This is a genomic window from Microvirga sp. (genome assembly GCF_014699075.1).
Classification (GTDB): domain Bacteria; phylum Pseudomonadota; class Alphaproteobacteria; order Rhizobiales; family Beijerinckiaceae; genus Microvirga.
Genome location: NZ_JACXAB010000002.1, coordinates 302,015 through 321,505 on the forward strand (window position 1 = coordinate 302,015; position 19,491 = coordinate 321,505).

The 19,491-nt window shown below is 59.1% G+C and carries 14 protein-coding genes; 4 read left to right on the top strand and 10 right to left on the bottom strand.

Going from position 1 to position 19,491, the window contains the following annotated elements; translation table 11 throughout:
* Nucleotides 1–220: 220 nt before the first annotated feature.
* The 7 genes from IC232_RS04655 to IC232_RS04685 form a co-directional block, all read right to left on the bottom strand.
* On the bottom strand, nt 221–445 hold the full coding sequence (locus IC232_RS04655) for a hypothetical protein (protein WP_190843755.1): 225 nt from the start codon (nt 443–445) through the stop codon (nt 221–223).
* Between the two features lie 114 nt (nt 446–559).
* Nucleotides 560–2,323 carry a hypothetical protein gene (locus IC232_RS04660; RefSeq protein WP_190843756.1) on the bottom strand — a complete coding sequence of 588 codons (1,764 nt, stop codon included), beginning with the start codon at nt 2,321–2,323 and terminating at the stop codon, nt 560–562.
* Between the two features lie 483 nt (nt 2,324–2,806).
* The gene (locus IC232_RS04665) at nt 2,807–3,709 is read right to left on the bottom strand and encodes a hypothetical protein (protein WP_190843757.1); all 903 of its coding nucleotides are present in this window, start codon (nt 3,707–3,709) and stop codon (nt 2,807–2,809) included.
* Nucleotides 3,710–3,729: 20 nt separating this feature from the next.
* The gene (locus IC232_RS04670; protein WP_190843758.1) at nt 3,730–4,056 is read right to left on the bottom strand and encodes a hypothetical protein; all 327 of its coding nucleotides are present in this window, start codon (nt 4,054–4,056) and stop codon (nt 3,730–3,732) included.
* A gap of 61 nt (nt 4,057–4,117) precedes the next feature.
* Nucleotides 4,118–4,498, bottom strand: coding sequence for a hypothetical protein (locus IC232_RS04675; RefSeq protein ID WP_190843759.1), 381 nt, complete (start codon nt 4,496–4,498; stop codon nt 4,118–4,120).
* Nucleotides 4,499–4,561: 63 nt separating this feature from the next.
* Nucleotides 4,562–4,984 carry a hypothetical protein gene (locus tag IC232_RS04680; RefSeq protein ID WP_190843760.1) on the bottom strand — a complete coding sequence of 141 codons (423 nt, stop codon included), beginning with the start codon at nt 4,982–4,984 and terminating at the stop codon, nt 4,562–4,564.
* Between the two features lie 95 nt (nt 4,985–5,079).
* The gene (locus IC232_RS04685; protein WP_190843761.1) at nt 5,080–7,389 is read right to left on the bottom strand and encodes an AAA domain-containing protein; all 2,310 of its coding nucleotides are present in this window, start codon (nt 7,387–7,389) and stop codon (nt 5,080–5,082) included.
* Between the two features lie 329 nt (nt 7,390–7,718).
* On the opposite strand from IC232_RS04685, the gene IC232_RS04690 reads away from it, so the two are divergent.
* Both IC232_RS04690 and IC232_RS04695 read left to right on the top strand, forming a co-directional pair.
* The gene (locus IC232_RS04690; protein ID WP_409564865.1) at nt 7,719–9,212 is read left to right on the top strand and encodes a Y-family DNA polymerase; all 1,494 of its coding nucleotides are present in this window, start codon (nt 7,719–7,721) and stop codon (nt 9,210–9,212) included.
* Nucleotides 9,212–12,469 carry an error-prone DNA polymerase gene (locus tag IC232_RS04695; protein WP_190843932.1) on the top strand — a complete coding sequence of 1,086 codons (3,258 nt, stop codon included), beginning with the start codon at nt 9,212–9,214 and terminating at the stop codon, nt 12,467–12,469. The genes IC232_RS04690 and IC232_RS04695 overlap by 1 nt, the downstream gene beginning before the upstream one ends.
* A gap of 492 nt (nt 12,470–12,961) precedes the next feature.
* Here the strand turns inward: IC232_RS04695 and IC232_RS04700 are convergent, their stop codons facing one another.
* The gene (locus IC232_RS04700; protein ID WP_190843763.1) at nt 12,962–14,740 is read right to left on the bottom strand and encodes a hypothetical protein; all 1,779 of its coding nucleotides are present in this window, start codon (nt 14,738–14,740) and stop codon (nt 12,962–12,964) included.
* Between the two features lie 368 nt (nt 14,741–15,108).
* Here IC232_RS04700 and IC232_RS04705 point away from each other — a divergent pair, with 368 nt between their 5' ends.
* Together IC232_RS04705 and IC232_RS04710 are read left to right on the top strand one after the other, a co-directional pair.
* Nucleotides 15,109–16,377 (top strand): phospholipase D-like domain-containing protein, encoded by a 1,269-nt coding sequence (locus tag IC232_RS04705; protein WP_190843764.1) that lies wholly within the window; start codon nt 15,109–15,111, stop codon nt 16,375–16,377.
* A gap of 404 nt (nt 16,378–16,781) precedes the next feature.
* Entirely contained in the window at nt 16,782–17,105 is a 324-nt protein-coding gene (locus IC232_RS04710; protein ID WP_190843765.1) for a hypothetical protein, read from the top strand.
* Between the two features lie 82 nt (nt 17,106–17,187).
* Here the strand turns inward: IC232_RS04710 and IC232_RS04715 are convergent, their stop codons facing one another.
* Nucleotides 17,188–17,715 (bottom strand): CarD family transcriptional regulator, encoded by a 528-nt coding sequence (locus IC232_RS04715; protein ID WP_190843766.1) that lies wholly within the window; start codon nt 17,713–17,715, stop codon nt 17,188–17,190.
* A 256-nt stretch (nt 17,716–17,971) separates the two neighbouring features.
* Nucleotides 17,972–19,006, bottom strand: a complete 1,035-nt coding sequence (locus tag IC232_RS04720) for a hypothetical protein (RefSeq protein WP_190843767.1) — start codon at nt 19,004–19,006, stop codon at nt 17,972–17,974.
* Nucleotides 19,007–19,491 lie beyond the last annotated feature (485 nt).

The following is a 19,491-nucleotide window of genomic DNA, read 5'->3' on the forward strand; positions in this document are numbered from 1 at the left end:
CCTTACTTACGAGAACTCGATCTATGGGTCGCTGTCTGGGCCCGTGGATGCGTAGTCTCAGGGTCTTATCGCTTCCCTTTCGAGGGCATACCCGAAGCGGACCAAACGAGCTGGCGCACCGCAAGTATGATTTGCGAAATAGATTGTACTAGAAACGAGAGATATTTCCAAAGGCGATTCCCGCTCTTGCAAGAGGCAAGGGGAAATGTCCTTAACTTTTCTACGCTTGGCCCAGAGATCTGGCGCTTTGTAGATTGATCCGCTTGCACCGGAGGGCGAACTGAATGGCCTTCGTCGCGCCGCCCACATGGCATATTGCCTCGGACGCGGCCAGAAAGTCATCCTTGTAGGTTCGGCGGGTATAGATGGCGGAATGGGCCTCAGATTGGCTGAAACCTGCAAGGCTCAACGCGTGGTTCAGCCGAGGGAGAGGGCGCTTGCTCATTGTAAATCTCCTGATCCAAGCCGCTTTTCGGGGTTTGGGTCTGGTCCATGGATCTAGAGATCTGAGACTCTGAATATTCTTGTCCGACGCCCTCGGGCGACCGGCCAATCGGGATTATAAAATCACTGCCGCGTCGATCTGAGCCTGTGCGTAATGACGGTAGGCTCGTTCGGTCGGCTCCTTGAGGGTTCTGCGGGCTGCTTCGATGTCGCGCCGGATCTGTTTCAGGTTGGCTAACCCGTTCCGCATCTGGCTTTCAAGCCGGCGACGTTCGGCCAGGAGTTCCCGATCCACCCTTGCGATATCCACCGGGTCGACCGGGAGATTGGGATTGAACAGAAAATCCTGCTCGATGGAGGTTCTCCAGGCGATGAGGCTGTCTAGGGTCCGAGTGGGCAGGCCGGGGACAGCGTTGAACCGGGCGATATCGAGATCGGCGGCAGTCTCGATGCCATAAGAGGCAAGGAACGCCCGCCGCTCGTTCGACATGCCGTCGATCCTGGCGTCAGTGATCAGGAACCCCTCGAGGAAGCGCCGGCGTTGCAGGGCCCATTGGTTCTGTTTGAGCTCATCGTGCTTGCGGCGGCTCAAGGCGGGGAGCTTATCCCAGCCTTCCCGGAGGGTTTGAATGCTAGCCTTCTGTCGGGAGAACTCGTCAGCGCTCGTCCGGAGGACCCACTCGGCTTCTGCCGCTTCCCATTTGAACTTGGCCCGATCAAGGCGACGTTTCAGGGCAGCCTCATCAGAGGCGGTATCGAAGATCCCGTGCATGATAAAGAAAGCCACGATACCGGCGACGAACCAGATCGAATGAATGGCTTCAGTCTTGGAGAGGAACCCAATTCCAATGAGCGTCACGGCGATTACAAAGGCAGCAAGGTGGCCGTAGTTCCCTTTGCGGCGGATCGCCAGCGCGGCCTCGGAAGGGGTGGAGTCGGATAACGCGACGGCAGGGCCACCCCTGGGTGGCTCCAGGCCTTCGGCCTCTTTCCAGAGCGCCTCGAAGCCGGGTCCTCCTGCGGAAGGAACATCTTCGGCCAAGAACCTAGGTGAGGAGCCGCTGTCGGCCTCCACGCGACACCAAGGGCATGAGGAGCCAAGACGATGCCAGTGGGAGGAATCGACCCTGCACGGCGCGACTTCCTGCTCAAGCCGGCTGAGTGCCGAGACCCATTCCCGAGGGGTCGGCCGACCACCTTTAACCGCGGACTTCCCGAAGGCTCGTTCGAACAGGCAGGCGAGTTCGTTTCCGACGATCGAAAGGGCAGGGGTACCCGGCGGCTGTTCCATCATATGGGCATTACGCCGTGTCCCGTAGACGAACCGGAATTCCGCGATTGCCTTCGTAATCGGCATGTCCCCGCCGCCGAGGTACCGGCCGGCGAAGGGATGCCGCCCCATGAACAGCAACTGGAATATGAGTACAGCCAGCACGAAGTTATCGTGATGGATTTCGCGAGCGAGGCCCCCGAACGGTTTTCCCTGAAGTTCGGGGGGTGTGAGCGTCTCAAGGGAGGTTTGGCTGCTGGTGAGACTGTTCTCAAGATTGATTTGGAGGCTGTCGCAATCGGTAAGGTGGACGCTTGCGTCCTGGCCGACAAGAAGGCTGGCGGGGCTGATACTTCCGATGACGCAGCCTGCCTTGTGGATGGCATCGAAGGTCGCAGATGTGTTGATGGCAGCCCGGATCAGGAACTTCCAGTCTGCCCTTTTGAAATGAGCCCGGCGGGCGTTCGGGCTATAGAGGCTCTCGATGCTCCTGCGGGCGGTCTGCAACGGCATGAGGAAGCCGATGGGTTCGTCACTACCCTTGGGATAGAGAAGAGCCGTCGGCCAGGACGTAACCCTGCGGAGTTCAGCGCTACTGAGCTGGGCCATCCCGTTCAGGCGAGCGGTCAGGTGACGTGATGTTCCCCCGTGAAAGATCTTGGCGGCAACCCGATTGTCACCAGCAACTCGGTAAATGGTGGCTTGACCAGAGTGGGTTAGCTCCTCACCCAATCGAATGGGAACTCCAGCCTGATCAGAGACTTGCGGAGCGTTTAGGTTGATGGCGATGCCCTCTCCAGAAGGGATCCAGTCAGATTGACGGTCCATCGATAGGGCAGGGCTGTGCTGCATTGCGCCGGGTCCTCATGCTGATCAATCGAGATACTTCCCGATGAATGCGAGCAGCACGATAAGGCAAAGGGTAACTATTTTGAATTCGCGATTTAAATCAGCGTAAACGAGATTGACGGCGACGTGGGCGACGATCGCTACTTTAAGAAATTCATACACTTACCTCTACCAGTCCGCACTGGTTGTAGGCGCCGAATTAGAGTTAACGAGCAGGAATCCTGCTCCAGCAGAGCGGCACGTTCAGCTGGTGAGGTGGGATAATTGTGCTTGAGCCTGCCGATGGGCGTGGTGGGTCGCCTCAAGAATCGGGATTCCGCGGGTCCGGACGGATTGGATCCGGCGGAGGGTCCTCTGCAGATCAGCAAGTCCCTGTTCCAGGCCGAGTACAAGCTCCTTTTCCTGGGCTCCAATGTCTTGGTCGACAGTTTCAATATCAGCCGGGGTGATCGGCTTTGAGGGATCGAACTGGAACTCAGCCTCCAGTCCATTGCGCCAACTAATCAGGGAGCTGGCAACAGAATCGCCGATACCCGGAACATTGGAGAGCTTTGCTCCATCGATATCGGCTGCTGTCACGAACCCAGCCTTCTGTAGCGCGCCGCTCCGGACGGCTGCGATGTTGGCAATCTTTGACTGGTCGATTTTGTACTGAGACAAGAAGGCCTTGAGCTGCGACCGTCGCTGGTCGTCCTGTAGAGACTGAACCTTGCTGTCCCGAAGGGCAGGAAGATCCCTACTGGCATTTCGGAGCCGGAGGAGGAACAGCTTCTTGACTTCAAACGTCCGAGGTCCTGCCTCGTTCTCCCATTCCTCCTGTATCCGATCCCACTCCGCTTTGGCGGCCTCGGCGCGATCTCTAAAAGCGCTCGTGTCGGTGGGCACAATCAGAACATAACTGACGGCCAGTAGGGTGATTGCGCCGATGATCCAGCCAACTGCCGAGCCTCGCGCCATGACGTTCAAGACGATCAGGAGCGCAAACCCCGACCACATGACAGTGATGGCGATGGTCCGGATATCCAGCAGGGTGCGGAACCAGCGGACTTGGGGCAAAAGGCTGGTGGGCAGATTGGATGGAGCTGGCGCCGGGCCAGGATGAGGCAAGGCCTCAACCTGACTCCACAGATCGTTGAACTCGCTCATTACTGTCTCCTGGCAGGGCCCTAATGGAGGAAGCGAGGCGCTGGCACTGGGTGGTCGATACCAGCGGCATCAGCCAGGAGTTCGATCTCAGCGTCGATGATTTTTCGTAGAGCCACGAGGTTCTCGTACACCGACCCGGCCTGAACCATGGCTAGGTCCCAGACACGATCACTGTGTCCAGCCTTACGCAGCCGATTGAACGTTGCAGCCATCTCGTCCCGAAGCTGCTCTGCGCGGACTTCGACAAAATGCATTTGACCGCCGAGCTCATGAGCGTGTTCGATCTGGTCATCGATTTGATCAAGGATTCCTGCGAAGAGATCGGACATGCGTTCGATCTCGGCCATAAGGGTCTCAAAGGAACCGGGAGTGGGCCCTGATTGTGGAGTTTGGAGGATTGAGTTCATGTCAGGAGAGTTGGCTGCTCGCGGGGAGGAGGGCATTGACGTACTTTGGATTTCCCTTCGCAATCTCATGAGCAAAGGTCTCCTGAAACATCCGGTTTAGCGCACCCTTTACCTCATCATAGAGGGCATCGGTCTTGGCAAGGAGCGCAGCTTGGGCGTCTGACGCGAGGATCCAGTTGCGGTCTTTGAGGAGATAGCTGCAGGACTCGGAAATCGTGGAGCGGAGATCCTCGGACCTCTCGCTGTAGGCGTTTACCTTGCCATCAAGGGCGGCGAGTCCGTCATAGAGATCATCGATCCTGTCCATCAATTCCGTCAAGCTGGAGCGGATCATCTCAATATGCTCATTATAGGCTTCTTTGTCTTTCTTGGCGACTTTCATACCGACTCCGGTTTATCGACGGACTAGATCGTGTGCGGGTGAGGCGAGCAGGGCGGTCGGTGGTTAGTGAACCGCAGGGGCAATCGTGGGTATAGTCGATTGCATTGCCGCTCTTACCTGTGCGATGTGTGCGCGAAAGTGCTCAGCCTTCGACCCGGTCTGACCTTGAAAGCTTTCTGCAAGGCTATCCAGCAGGGCGATGGAAAGGGCTGCGTTTTCCACGACCTTCTTCAGGACCAAATCTGTAACTTTACTCGACCCCTCTGACTTAAGAAGCCGTTCGTGAAGAGCAGCATACTCTTTTCGTGCTTCGCTGATTTTCAACTTGCTGAACGGAACTTCGAGATCAAGTTTGCTCGCTTCCGTATGTAGATAATCCAGCATGTCTAATTGGAAGGTCACGCATTTGTGGATGAAATCGAAAACTTGGTCCCACGTGGGATTGAGGCTGAGGATAAAGGGATCGACATCGAGGGTGGGCTTCATGGGTATTTTCTGCCTCTAAAATCGGATTCGCATAATACTATTTATGGAACCTGAAGTTGTATTTTCCTATAACTTCAACCATAAATCGAGAGCGATCAGAGCTCGATTTTATTGATCGTGGCGTTCATCAAGGCACGATAGACGCCATCGATGGCTTCCTTGGTTTCGGCTCGCCAGCGCTCCAGCGGGATCCGGCACAAGGTCCATCCGGCACTCTTGATCCGCGCAATGTCTGACGCTTCCTGCAGCGGCGAGTAGAGACCCTCGAAATAAAAGCAGAGAATGTAGCGATGGGGTTTGTTGCGCTCATACCCGGCAATAAAGCGAGGAAATTTGTGTACGTTGAACCGCTCGGACGTGAGCCGCTTCTGCATAAGCCTAAAAGCAATATCGAGTTCATCATCGGGGTTGGGTTCACCGGATGGAGTGGCGACCGGGGTAACTGTGGAAGCTGTATTGAGGGCTCTCCAATACTTTTTGAACGCTGCACTCCCGTCGTGATCGCTGCGATTGAGGCCGGTCATGTCGAAAGAATGGTACACGATCGTCTTCCACTTCGAGCGTGTTGCGAGGACGTTGACTCGGTTCGCGGCTCCGGCCTGGCTGAGAAGTCCCAGGTTTGCGATGAACCGTCCCTTACGGTCAGGGCCATAGGTCATCGAGACGAGAATGATGTCGCGCTCATCTCCCTGGACGTTCTCGAGTGATTTGACAAAGAGCCTCTCAAGGCCAGTGCCGCCGGCGAGATCGGTCTCGGACAAGCCTTCTTTGGCGAGAGCGTCAGGGAGGAGGGTCAAGATGAGGTCGCGTTGAGGCTCATTCAGGGTGATGATGCCGATCGACCGGAGTGCGCCACCGTGAGGATGATGCCGCCTGGCATGGTTCTCCTTCGCATAGGCGACTGCGTCTGCAATGAGTGCCTGGGCCTCAATAAGGTTGTCCCCCTTACCTCCGCGGTCATAGACGGCGTGGGGAACAAAGCGGAATGTTGCTCCCAGAGAGCCATCCAGCAATGGAGACGGAATGATGTCGAGCTGGCTTTGATAATAGGCCTTGCTTGAGAACAGGATGAGACTTTCGTGCTTTGAACGGTAATGCTGCTTGAGCATCCGGGACGGAAGTCGAGAGGCGACGGCATGGTCCAGCAGGCTGACGATCATCGCAGTCGATGTCTGGGATTGGCTCGCCCGGGCAAACGAGGCACTCGGCGCCATCTGCTGTGAGTCACCTATGACGATGATCTGGGATGCAAGAGCCGCAACGACGGCCCCATGGGAGAGCCTGACCTGAGAGGCCTCGTCCACAATGACCACATCGAAGGCGGTTCCAGGTGGAATTTTGAGAGCGGCAACGGCAGGCGTTGAGACTGCAAAGGCAGTATCGGGTGGAAGGGCGGCCCCATTCTCGGTGAGGATTACGGGAGATGGAAGGCCAGCCCGGTCCTTGGGCCAGCGATCGACGATGATCTCTAAGGCCGCTGTCTTCTCGGCGGAGACAAGAACCCGCTTCCCATCGTTGAGCAGGTTGGCGACAATGTTGACGATGGTCTGCGACTTACCCGTTCCAGGTGGGCCTTGCAGAACAAACGACTCCCCTGCCCTAGCGGCTGTGATCGCCTCGTCCTGGCTGAGGTCGGCCTGAACGACGTGGAGGTTTGCCGTAGCAGGAGAGACCGTCGGAGCAATGGGCGGGCAGCCTGCGAGGACCTTAAGAGCGCCGACCTCGTTCAAGTGAGGCCGAGCTGACAGGTCGAGCGCGCGGTGCATGGCAGCACTTTTACCCGCATAGAGGTTGAGGTTGACCCGCGGGGTGTAGCCAAGGATAGCCATGCCACCCGCTTTAACGGGTTCGACTGAATGTGCTTTGACCGACAGCGCCTTGGACGGCGGCTTTGTGGGGTCGATCCCAACGGTGCAGCCGAGGGAGGCGGCAAAGAGCGGGAATGTCTCGTTGGGCTCAAGAGAACCAGCCGGGGCGATCACCAGGTCGCTCGTGACGGTCACCGGCATGGTAAACAGAGGTGCGGTCCGGATCGCGTTCTCCGCGTCCTTCCATGCGATCGCCCCAATGGCGAGCCTACGGGTCTCGATGCCCTGCTCGCTCGCGATGGTTTCGGCATCGGCGATCAGAGTGACAATTGCCCGGCGTAGATCGGCTGCGGTGCGCTGGGAGCCTGGGGCAATTATGAGTGGGTCTGTTCCAATCCGAAGGGCAGCGTCCGGCTTGGAGAACAGATCGACCAGTACATCAGGATCAACGGCGAAGTCGATCGAGCGCCCCTTCTTTGCCGGGGCAGGCAGCGAGATCATCTTGTTGCGCAGGCCGAGATCTGTCAGAGCCTGATGAGCATCACTGACGAAAGAGACGACGGAGTCTTGAGCTTCAACGGCTTCGGCGTGCTGCATCGGGGCGGAACATCCTGGCATCATGCTTCGAAAATCAGAAATGATTTGCAAATCTTACCCCTTTTATATCAGACATTGCCGGGCTTGCCACTGTCGCCGCCCCGGCGCCCTCAAACTTGGTTAGCTGGTTTCCGACAGATTAACGGCCGGCCATGATCACGATTTGTTCCCGCTATCCACAGGCCCCGTGGGGATAATTTAGGGATCTCTTCCACCGCCTGTGACGTTCGCCTTATGTTCCGGCCATGAATCGGGCCGGGCGATGGATGCCGGTCCTACCTTCAGGGCGGTTTGCCTGAAGACGACTACAGGGGCTTGGAATGAGGAGGATGGTCTCGGTGTATCTTCCGACCTGGCCTACGGACAGGTTCAGGCGCCAACACGGTGGCCCTCCTCCGGGTGAACCGCTGGTCACGGCATTGTCAGCTGGGTCAGCCCGACGCATCGGTACCGCCTGTATGGCAGCGCAAGCGTTAGGCCTGAGCGCTGGCCTCCCGCTTGCTCAGGCACAGGCCCGGATCCCGAACCTTCATATTGTCGAGGCCGCGCCGGAGGAGGATGAAGCCGCACTGGGGCGATTGGCCCAGTGGGCGATCGCCTATTCACCCATCGTTGCTGTCGATCCACCGGACGGCATCTGGATCGATATCGCCGGGGTAGCCCATCTGTTCGGCAGCGAGGAGAAGCTGCTGGAGCACCTGCTGATCCGTTTTGCCCGGCAAGGCATCAATGCAAAGGCGGCAATTGCCGATGCGCCTGGCACTGCATGGGCAGTCGCCCGTTTTCGTGGAGGCGGGATCATTCCGGTCGGCCGCGCGATTGAGGCCGTTGCCACCTTGCCGGTCGCTTCGCTTCGGATTCCGCCGCGGACGATCGCCACGATGCAGAAGCTCGGGGTCGAACGGGTTGGACAGCTGGCCGCTATGCCGCGTGCGCCGATGGTCCGCCGTTTCGGCAAAGACGTGGCGCTGAGGCTCGATCAGGCGATGGGCCATGCCTTCGAGCCGATCAATCCGCTGATCCCGGAGGAGACGGCGCTTGCCAGTCGCGCCTTTGCGGAGCCGATCAGCCGCTTGGAACACCTGCAGAAGGTATTGCGGGATCTGGCTGAGGACCTGTGTCGGCAGCTTGTGAAGCGCGGTCAGGGCGTGCGCCGCTTGGACCTGATCCTGCGCCGGGTGGACGAGAAAGGGGCGTCCCTCCGGGTTGGCACCGCAAAGGCCACTCGCGAACACGCGCACCTTGCCAAACTCTTCGACGAGCGCCTGCAGACCGTCGACCCGGGCTTTGGCATCGAGGAGATGGTGCTCGTTGCCAGCAAGGTTGAGCCTTTTGTGGAGACCCAGACGGAGGCCCGTGGCATTGAGGGCGGGTCGGAGGCGGACGTGGACCTGAGCCGCCTTGTGGACCGGCTCAGCGCCAAGGTGGGCAGCGCCCGCGTGTATCGCCTTGCTCCGGTGCAGACCCTTATCCCAGAGCGCATGGCCAAGCGGATCCCGGCGCTGGCGCCTCCAACCGAGGCCATCTGGCCGGAGACCCTGCCCCGGCCGACGCGTTTGCTCGCCCCACCGGAGCCGGTCGTGTCCACAGCGCTGCTGCCGGATCACCCGCCGGTGCAGATTGTCTGGCGCAAGGTTCGTCACAAGGTCGTCAGAGCCGACGGGCCGGAGCGAATTGCACCGGAATGGTGGGCCGGTGATCCTGACGGACCCTCCCGGGACTATTACCGGATCGAAACCGATCAGGGCGGCCGCTTCTGGGTCTTCCGCGATGCTCCGACAGTTGATGGCGGGCGCTGGTGGATGCACGGGTTCTTCGGGTGATGTACGCCGAACTCCAAGTCACCACCCATTTTTCCTTCCTACGGGGAGCGTCGAGTCCGGGTGAACTGTTTGAACAGGCGAAACTCCTCGGCATCACAGCGCTGGGGATCGTTGACCGTAACTCGCTGGCCGGGATCGTGCGGGCCTATGAAGCCTCGAGGGAGACAGGCGTGCGCCTCGTCATCGGCTGCCGTCTCGATCTGACTGACGGCACGTCACTCCTGGTGTACCCGACCGACCGTGCTGCCTACTCGGGCCTGTGCAGGCTTCTGAGCGTCGGTAAGAGCCGCGGCGGAAAGGGCAAGTGCCTCCTGACGTGGGATGATGTGGTCGCCTGGAACGAAGGCCTGCTGGCAATCCTCTTGGGCGATGAGGCCGACGATGAGCTTCAATCGAACCTGGCGCGGCTGAAGGCGGTTTTTGGCGATCGTGCCTACATGGCCCTTATCCGGCGGTTCGCGCCCAACGAACATCTCAGGCTTTATCACGTGGAGGAGGCGGCCAAAGCCGCAAAGGTGCCGACGGTGGCTATGGGCGATGTCCTCTACCATCATCCGTCTCGTCGGCGCCTGCAGGATGTGGTCTCATGCATCCGCCAGCGCTGTACCATCGACGAGGCTGGATTCCGGCTTGATCGCCATGCCGACCGGTTTCTGAAGGACCCGGCGGAAATGCAGCGGTTATTTGAGCGGCACCCTGGAGCGTTCCGGCGCATCAATGAGGTTCTTGACCGCTGCACGTTCTCGCTCGACGAGCTACGGTACCAGTATCCATCGGAGACCGAACCGGGAGAGACGGCCCAGGACAAGCTGGAACGGCTGACCTGGGAGGGTGCTGCCAAACGCTATCCGGACGGGGTGCCAGATGTGGTCGCAGCCACCTGCCGGCACGAACTCCACCTGATCGAGGAGTTGGACTATGCCCCCTATTTCCTTACCGTCCATGCAATCGTGAACTTCGCGAAGTCACGCGGCATCCTGTGCCAGGGGCGCGGCTCGGCGGCGAATTCTGCCGTTTGCTACGTGCTCGGGATCACCTCCATTAACCCGACTGAGCACGATCTGCTGTTCGAGCGCTTCGTATCCCAGGAGCGCCGGGAGCCGCCGGACATCGACGTCGACTTCGAACATGAGCGCCGCGAGGAAGTGATCCAGTGGATTTACGACACCTATGGGCGGCATCGGGCTGCCCTGACGGCGGTCGTGACCTGCTACCGCGCCCGGGGCGCCGTACGCGAGGTCGGCAAGGTCCTGGGCGTGCCAGAGGACGTGACGGCGGGCTTGTCTAGTCTCGTCTGGGGCTGGGGCAACGATGGTGTCACCGACAAGGAGGCGAAGGAGCTCAACCTCAATCTCAACGACCCGCGGCTGCGGATGACGCTGGAACTGGCCTCCGAGCTGATCGGAGCGCCTCGCCACCTCTCCCAGCACCCGGGCGGCTTCGTGCTGACCCAGGACCGTCTCGATGACTTAGTGCCGATTGAGCCGGCCGCGATGGAAAACCGGCAGGTCATCGAGTGGGATAAGAACGATATCGACACCCTGAAGTTCATGAAGGTCGATGTTCTGGGGCTCGGGATGCTCGGCTGCATGCGCCGTGCCTTCGATCTCCTGCGGGATCACAAGGGCGTCGAGCACAATCTGGCATCAATTCCGCTCGATGATCAGAAAACTTACGAGATGATTCAGAAAGCCGACACCGTTGGGGTGTTCCAGATCGAAAGCCGCGCCCAGATGGCGATGCTACCCCGGATCAAGCCGGCGAATTTCTATGACATTGTCATCCAGGTGGCCATCGTTCGGCCGGGTCCGATCCAAGGCGACATGGTGCACCCGTATCTGCGGCGGCGCGAGGGGCACGAAAAGCCGGAGTACCCTCGCCCTGAACTGCAACGGGTTCTCCAGAAGACCCTTGGCGTGCCGCTCTTCCAGGAACAGGCGATGCGGGTCGCCATCGAATGCGCCGGGTTCACGCCATCTGAAGCCGACCAACTCCGACGCGCTATGGCGACCTTCAAGCTGACGGCTGGCGTGACGAAGTTCCGGGATAAGCTGGTGCAGGGAATGATAACCCGCGGCTATGACGCAGAATTCGCCGAGCGCACCTTCAAGCAGCTCGAGGGATTTGGCTCTTACGGCTTCCCGGAGAGCCACGCGGCGTCGTTTGCCAAGATCGCATATGCCTCGTCCTGGATGAAACGGCATCATCCGGACGTGTTCTGCTGCGCGATCCTGAATGCCCAGCCGATGGGTTTCTACGCTCCGGCGCAATTGGTCCGGGATGCAAAGGCCCACGGCGTCGAGATCCGGCCCGTCGATGTGAACCACTCCCGATGGGATTGCACCCTGGAGCCGACCCGCAACCGCCACCGCTTTGCGGTCCGCCTGGGTCTTCGCCTGGTGCATGGGCTGGCCAATGCCGACGGCGGCATGATCCCGATTGCGAGGGGCGATACGCCGTATGGGTCCATCGAAGAGTTGTGGCGCCGAGCGGAAATCCCGGTCACGGCCCTTGAGCGTCTGGCCGAGGCGGATGCCTTTGGCTCTCTTGGCGTGAACCGCCGCGACGCACTCTGGACGATCCGTGGGTTGTCAGACGAGGTGATGCCGCTGTTCGCGGCAGCCGATGAGCGGGATCGGATCATCCGGTCCGAGAGCATTGAGCCGGAGGTCGTACTTACCCCGATGACGGAAGGGCGCGAGGTCGTGGAGGATTACCGCTCGAAGGGTCTGACGCTGCGTCAGCACCCCCTCGCCTTCCTGCGCGGCGAGTTGCGCGAGCGCCGGATCCATAGCTGTGCCACGCTGCGACGGGTCCGGGACGGTCAATGGCTCACTATTGCCGGCATGGTGCTGGTGCGCCAGAAGCCGGGCTCGGCCAAGGGCGTCATGTTCATGACGATCGAGGACGAAACCGATGTGGCCAATATCATTGTCTGGCCGTCCCTCTTTGAGGAGCAGCGCCGCCTGATCCTCTCATCGGGTATGATTGGCGTCCGCGGGCGTTTCCAGCGCGAAGGGGGCGTGACGCACTTGATCGCTGAGCACCTGATCGACTTGACGGACCTTCTGCGCAGCGTCGGCGACCGGGATGATCCCTTCAGCATGCGCCATGGACGCGGCGATGAGGCCAAAATCGGCACTCGGGACCGTCTGCGCGAAGGCCCGAGGGAGATCGTCATTCCGCCGGCAGCTGAATTGCCGGAGCAATCAGCCGAGGTGCCAATTATCCGGGTCGCGGCACGGGATTTCCACTGAGGGGGCGTCCAAGTAGCTGAACTTCCAAACCTTTAGCCGGAAAGAAGCCGCGTTAGGGCTTTCAGAGATCGCGCCGGAGCGCAACTTCCCATGCGCTCCGGCGTTTGATATATTCCCAGGAAGGCGCAGGTGTTGCGAGCACCTACGTCTCCCCCTGTTTTACAGGGTTTGACCCGAAGGGTCAGGTGGTTAGATCATCCACGGAAGGGCGAGTGTGAGGGTGAAACTCCACTCGCTCTTCTCGTTTTTGACCTGCAGGGAAAAGATGATCAATCTTTCCTCCCTGGGAATGCCCCAACCGGCCGCGTGGCGGCAGTCGCGGGGTGCGTGATGAGCGCACCGCTTTGGGGACGAACGAATCCACCCCCAAAGCGCTGCCCTCATGATCTGTGTAGGAGCCAAGGCCCTACAACTTGGTAAATCCACGGAGAGGGAGAGAAGCGGCGGGATTAAACCCGCCGCTCGAAGCTCGCTGGTTATTGTGCCAAACACTTACGCCTTCTTGTCGAGAGCCTCATAGAAGGCCGCAATCCGGTCTGACACCTCAATGTAGAACGGCCCCTCCCATTCCTGGACCCACTTTGGGGCATTAAGGGTGTACCGGAGATCGTCCGTGTTGTGCTGGTCGTCCTGCAGCTCGAGTGCCTTCTGGCGCCCCATGGCCACGATCTCCGGGGTGATGTCCCAGGTTGTGTCACCCTGCGGATCAACCACCATGGTTTGATCCCCGACCCACACCTGCGGCGTGAATTCCGCAATCACCTTCGGGGAATCGTTTGGCATCATCAGCCGGGCCAGCTTGATCTTCCAGTCGTCGAACTCGACGGCGTTCCGGACGATGTAGTCGAACGGGATCAGGGTCAGCAGCGTGTGACTGGTGTCGGGCTCGTCCTCCTCGAGGATGACATGACCGCCGATCGCTTCGATCCGGGGCCGGATTTCGTCGGCAAAAGTCTTGAGCTGCCGCAGGACAGTTTCCCGGTCACTCTCATTGTCACGGCCATAGCCGATCTCAATAGACGGGCAGGCAAACTTCCGGCCCTCATAGAGGCAGCTATAGGCCATGTGAGGCCAGAAGCCGTTGGGAAGCTCAATGCCATCCTCGCCGATGAACCGGCTTTCCTTCTCCGTCAGCGGATAGAAGAACCCATGCTCATCGACACTCCACTCCAGCCCGAGCTTGGTGAACAGGCGTGGCCCTGCGTGGGCCACTTCCGCACAACCGTTCGTGGTGTATAACAGCCCTCCCGCGTACCCTTCGGCATCGTCGGTGCACCACTTCTGAACTGGGGGAAGGTCTGAGGCATCCTCGGCCCCATCGCCCTCGTTCTCAGCCTCTTCGAGTTTGGCCGCGACCCAATCCCAGTAGCCGCGGCGCGTGTCACCGTTCCCCACCTCATACTGCCAGTCCTCAGACGGGTAGTCAGGGTGATCATCCCAGACACTGTCAATCCCAGCGATCAGCTGCGAGGCATCGGGGTGAGTGGTATCCGGAAGTGGCTTCGGTGCGATATTGGCAGCAGGCCGCGTTTCGCGTTTCGGCTGGGACGCTGCGCCTCGCGTGATGCCTAGGATCTGACGAAGAAGCGGCAGCGGCACCCGCAGTGTGTCGGTCGACGTATGGAGGTATTCTTCGTGCGGGGAGTCGAAGTATAGGCTGATGATCTCCTTGTCGGAGAGCTTCGTGAAATCGTCACCCGTTTCTGCGGGGTTGCCGGGCCGGAATGTCCGATCGTTGAAAAGGCTTGATCGGCAGTAATCGGCGACCTCCGCATCAACGGCTTCTTGGGTCGCCATCACATAGAGGTTGTCTCCGTGCTTGTGGCTGACTTCTGCAATGAACAGAGGGATCTCGATAACTGCATCAGAGCTCAGGCCAACCAGGCTGGCTTGTAGCGGCACAGTCGCATCGTCCAAGAGCCGCGACAGGTTCAGAAGGTGTCCGTAGGGCGTGGGGCCGAAGAGTTCGGCGCGCTGTTCGGCGATCACCTGTTGGACGAAGGCATTGTCCAGCGCATATGCCGAGTTGGCAACGGGGTCACGAACCACGATGATGGTCTCACCTGACGGCAAGGCGACTTCCCCAATGGGCTCGGCCATCGGCGGGTTGAGGTCGCCAGCCTTACCGGCAGCAGTGAGTTCGTTCTGGTTGTGGTAGCCGAATGCGGCCGCAGCGATTTCCAGGGATTGATGACGTTTACAAGGGAGCCCACGCGCCCTGAGGACTTTCTCGAGGCGATCAAGATGAACGGAAAGGGATTTGAGTTTCATAAGCTGTCTCCTTCAGGGCAGCCGGCATGCTCTATCGAGACGGGGGTTCCATTGACCGCGAGCCGGCCGCCGCAGGATGCAGCAGGGGTTAATCGCAGGGTGAAATTGGACAGGATTCGCCTGCGGCCGAGAGCGGACCGCGAGAGACAAGGTCTCTTTGGAACCGGCGGGCTTACCTGAGGCCCTGAAGGGGTTAAAGGCCCCTTCGTCACGGTCGTGTTGGCCGTGGCGGAGAGGTCATCGGGTGTTTTGGGGTTTGGACTATCGAAGGAATCGAAAAGAACTGAGGATTACAGAACTTCCGAGCCATCGAAGATTGAAGGATTTCAGAAGGATCAATAGCCTGCCCTCGAAAATCGGGGGCGAATGTGCAAGTCTTTCTTTACGGTAGTGCGATCCTTGAAGCGGTAAAAGGCATCATCTCGAAATCTGATGTATGTGACTTGGCGGTTGCCTATTGGGGCAAGGGTGCCGCGAAAAGAATGCAAATCTTCGCCAAGAAGCGCAAGGTCCGCGTTATATGCGATCCGTGGAGCGGGGCGTGCAATAAGGATGAACTGCGAGAACTTCGAATGAAGCTAGGTGACGATCTCAGGCACTTGAGGGGACTTCATTCGAAGGTTTACCTCACACGAGCCAGTGCCGTTGTCGGTTCGGCCAATGCCTCCACCCGTGGCTTCGTCCATAACCATGAGGCAGCCGTTCGCGTTGACGATGCTGCTGAGATCGCACGGATTGAGCAGTGGTTTAAGAGCAAGTGGGAAGACGCGAAGCCACTCACTCTTGAGTTGATCGATCAGGCTCCCGACCCCTCTGATTTCAATTCTGAGGATGCCCCTGCTCCCGGTGTAGCTGAGGGCGTGTTCGATATGATGACGCAAGATCCAAGCTGGATCCACAGTAAGGGCGTCAAGGTCCTGGTCTACGCATCGAGCGCCTCAGATGCTGCTGTCATCGAGCATGTCGAAGAAGTGGCGAAAACGAAGTACACGGAGGCAGAACGCAAAGCTTATGAGGCAGAGAAGCTCCTCCCCTTCTTCGAGGTGCATCCGGACTGGAAGATTTCACCGACCGACAGGTACATCTGCTTTGCGTATGATCATACGACCAAAAAGCTTGAATGGGACGGAATATGGTCATTCAAGGAGAAAACCGGCCGCAAGACGGACAATGACGGGACCGAAGTCTACCTGCTCACCCACCACAGTGACATTGGAAAAAGACCGTTCACCGACGAAGATCGTCAACGCCTGAAAGAGATGATCGAGAACTTTCTCAAGGATCCGAGTATCACTGAGGATAAGTTCGGGCACTACATCGAACAGAACTTTGCGGCCCTTTGCAGCGATCCCCGTTGCGAGGATCCGTGGTTAAGCAAACTTGACGAAGCAGCCAGAATGCGAATTCTCCGCTTTGCGCGGATCATCGGGAAGCCGATCAAGAAGATCATGGTTGGGAATCAGGGGACTGGAGCTACTCCGAACTTCCGATTTGTCTTCCGCGGATCTGGGAATCAACCCGCCGATTTTAGTGGTCTTCGCTACGACCAAGAAACGTGGCGGTTTTCAAAGCTCCCGGGTGGGATCAAGATCGACGAACATCTGGTGCGCTTGTATCGAACCTGGCCCCGGCAGTAGGTTGGGAGCGCTCCGGAATGAATTGCGTCAAGCAGGCTGTAAGCCTGCTTTCTCCCGAGCCATCCGCCGCAATTCGGCACAGCCCGCGTCCAAACTGGCCCCAGGCGGATTGATGTGTTTGTAAGCATTCCAGAAAGCTTTCCTTCCCTCAGGCAAGCGATCAATCCCGGCCAGGATCTCAAGGTGACCGATGGAACTGGCCGCTCGGAGAAGCTTCTCGATCGGATGCTCGGGTGGCGGGGCCTTCCGGCGTCTACGTGTCATGTAACTTCCTTGTGGGTGGGGCGGGATCGTCCGTGCATCGCTCTTTGCACCCGGAGCCAGATGGTTAATTTGGTCGGGGAGTGAACGGTTAGGGTGGAGCGCCAGCGAGGTGGTTTACGCTGCTGGCGAGAGGAACTAGGATGGCTCGCTTCTATTTGGCCTGCGTTCTCGTCGCGGCATCGATTTTTTATGTGAATGCAGCGATGGCGGAGACGCCTTGGCAGAAGGATACCCGCCGCCTGTGTGTATCGACCCAGCAGCAAGCGTGCTGGATCAAAGCGGGTGCTGCTCTATGCGATAAAGATCAAATGCGGTGCGACAAGCTTCCGGACCATGCTCCGGCCCGGATCATTGGGCACGGTGGCAGTCGATGGCACGTTCAAACAGCCTATGGAACCGGCTGGGTCTCGGAACGCATGATCATGATGGACTGCCGGCTTATGTCGCCGCCGCATCGGTGTTGAGCAGTGCCTTAATAAGCCGAGAGCTGGTCATTCTAGATGATTGGCGGCGCACCCCCTCCTCCCCTAGCGCCGCCAATCAGACTTATGCGGCCGTGTTGAGATGGGGGGCCTTAGCAAGATGTGTCGCAATCAGCTGGCGGGCCTCGGAGTGGGTCACACCTCGGACGGCTGCGATCTCCCGGGCCATGAAGTCCAATGCGGTTTCGAAGATCTGCTGCTCACTGTAGGAGGCCTCCGTCTGCTCAGATCCTCTGTTCAGGTCCCGCAGAACTTCGGCCATTGCGGTCAGCTGGCCGGTCGCCATACGCTCCTGGAAATCGGTGGCACGGCGGTTCCACATGCCGCGCTTCGCCTTTGCCTTTTCGCTGAGGATTCCAAGAGCCTGTTCGATGACGGCAGGATCCGACAGCTTTCTTAAGCCGCTGCTCTTTGCTTTTGCGAGTGGAATGCGGACGGTGAGCCGATCCTTCTCAAGAGTGATCGCCAGGAGCTGGAGTTCGAAACCGGCAATCTCCTGCTCTTCAATCGCTGTGATCACCCCGACGCCATGAGACGGGTACACGACCGTTTCACCGGGCTGGAAGCTAGGAGTATTGATCTTCGTCGTCATTCAGAAACGGTCTCCTTGAAGCTCGGGCTGTGTCGCAGGCGAGGGTTTGTAATGACCACGCCTCCAGATCGTGAAATAGCAGAACTTTCGCTCATCGACGCGGTTCCGCGCATCGGCCGATCAGCGTCGCTCTCCAAAAGGGCCGGCTCAACGGCAATTCCTGCTACGCTCGCGTTGGTTAATCCATTCGCTCATGGCGAGGCTAGGGCGATTGGCGGCGCAACCCCTTCCTCCCTGGCACCGCCAATCGACAGGATCAAGCAGCAAAGGCGAGATTAAATTCGGCTTCTGTATCCTGATCGTCCTCATCGAAGGCAAAGGCCAGCACGCTTTCATCATGAAGCTGCTGCCAATCGATCTCGCCTGCCTCGAGAAGCTCCCGCATTTGCTCACGGGCTTGGTGAAGCCTCGCCTCTAAGGGGTTCAAAGGGGGCGGCATTCTCAGATCAAGCAGCGCGGGCGGATGCCGGTTCTCGCCGGCCGGAGCCTGCAGGGCCTCCACCTGCTTCAGGTACCACTCGGTCATGATCCGGGCGAGGAACTGGTTGGTCTTGCTGATTCCGGCCTCTCGGGCCTCGACCCTGGCTTTGGTGCCGTAGGCCTGAGAATCCACCGTTGCCACACGGGGATGGTGGCGCAGTTCGGCAGCTCCGACACCTTTGAGGCCGAACAGATGGAGCCTGATGTCCGTCCCTCGGAGTTCCCGGTCGAGCGTCTCGATGACCTGCAGGATGCCTTGCGGCCCATGCAGATGCCTCCGGCACATGGATCCGACTCCGACGATTGGGAAGCCGGAGAGGTCGGGCATGCGCTCCAGGCAGCGGACATAGTCCTCGGGAACCCAACCCTGCAGGACAGGCATCAAGCGGCTGAGGATGCCCCGCTCTCTGGCGCCCCGAATGCAGGCCCGATTGAGGTCAACCGTTGCCGAGATCCGGTCTAGGACCAGATCGCGGTTTCGGGCCACCTCGGGTTCGACACAGAGATCAGCGGCTGCAGCCCATCTCCAAGGATAGGCTGCGCACAGATCGAGGTATTCGTCTACGGACCAAGGGAGCCCGCGGTACCGGCTGGCTGCAACGAAACCTGCGCTATCAAGATACGCTTCTAAACCATTGAGATGATGCAGGTTCGTGGTTCTGAAGCCATGCCAGACAGGAACCCCGTTGGCGTCCTTCTTCCATATGGAAAGCGCATTGGCGCTGATCAGGACGGGCGCGTTCAGGGAACGGGCAGCGTCGATCAGCGGCCCTCGCATCACATGCGGGAGGCCGAGGAGAAACTTGAGCATATCTTTGTCCGGGATAGCGCGGCTTGGGGTTTGTCAGCCGGCGATGGGCAAAGAAAAAGGACCGGCGGAAGATCCTGCCGATCCTTGGAAAATCAGATGCTTACAAGCGAATGCTAAGCCGATGGCTTATTGTGGGTGACGCTTGTTGTACCACTCGTTCGCTTTCAGGGCCGCAAAGGCTAGCAGTACGACCATGCCGGGCAGAACGACAGAAACCACCAGTGTTTGTCCGTTCATGATATCAAGCCTCTAAGAGCCTTCCTGGCGATAATATGTAGTAGAACTGCAGCAATTGTCCAACCGGCTGCAACCGGCAGGAGTTCCGCGAGCCGCACCGTGTTGGCAAAATTGCCAATGTTATATAGATACCCCGCAAGCGGGGTGGCGATGCCGACAGTGAAGCAGGCAGTCGACATTCGGTCAAAGTTGTTCGCGAGCAGCTTTTGCCGCTCGTTGAATATCAAACTCACAGCACCGGACCTCCT